The 904-nt window shown below is 44.8% G+C and carries 1 protein-coding gene; it reads left to right on the top strand.

Annotation, left to right across the window (positions count from 1 at the left end; translation table 11 throughout):
• On the top strand, positions 1-827 hold an 827-nt coding region (locus tag ND16A_RS00005), incomplete at its 5' end, for an RNA-guided endonuclease InsQ/TnpB family protein (RefSeq protein ID WP_052073374.1).
• Positions 828-904: the final 77 nt, after the last annotated feature.

The raw sequence follows: 904 nt of genomic DNA, 5'->3' as shown, positions 1-904 counted from the left end.
AGAAAGGCAAATGCTCTGACTCATTTTATGTCGGTGGCGACCAGGTTAACACTCAAGGTCGTCAGGTAAAAATTCCAAATCTTGGCTGGCTAAAAATGGCCGAGTCAATCAAATATGGTGGTCATATCCACTCAATGACCATCAGCCGACGTGCTGATAAATGGTACGTTTCTTTCTCAATCGATGTCGAAGTCTCTATGCTTCCAAGTGAAAGCCAAGCCCGTTGCGGTGTAGATTTAGGTATCAACAAGTTGGCCACGCTGTCGCGTGGTTCAATTCGATATTGGGAAACGCCAAAGCCATTGCAGCAGTCACTCAGAAAGCTTGCCCGTTATCAGCGACGGCTTGTGAAAAAGACGAAAACATCAAACGGCTATAACAAGCTAAACATGAAAATCGCCAGACTTCACCAGCGAATTGCCAATATTCGACGAAACACACTGCACCAACTCACCACCTACCTCGTGAAAAATTTCCAGGAAATTGTTATCGAGGACTTGAATGTGAAGGGAATGATGTCTAATGCTAAGTTGGCCAGACATATTGCTGACGTAGGCTTCTATGAAGCCAGGCGACAGCTAGAGTATAAGTCTGCATGGTTTCAGCGAACGCTGACGATTGCAAATCGATGGTTTCCATCGAGTAAGCTTTGCTCAGACTGTGGTTCTAAGAACAGTGATTTGGCACTGTCCCAGCGAACCTACCAATGTGCTTGTGGAAATTCGAAATGTCGCGATTATAACGCCAGCATAAATTTAGAAAATTATACGGCTCGTTCAGCCGAAATCTACGCTGCTGGAGATAACGGCTCTGCGCTTGCTACTTAGCAAATGCAACCAGTATCGTTGAATGCAGAAATAACCTAAAGCCTGATGATCAGGTTTGTGTAAGTGTTTTAGAACGG

Source organism: Thalassotalea sp. ND16A (assembly GCF_000764205.1).
In the GTDB taxonomy this organism is placed as follows: domain Bacteria; phylum Pseudomonadota; class Gammaproteobacteria; order Enterobacterales; family Alteromonadaceae; genus Thalassotalea_A.
This window is presented reverse-complemented; position numbering and strand designations above follow the sequence as displayed.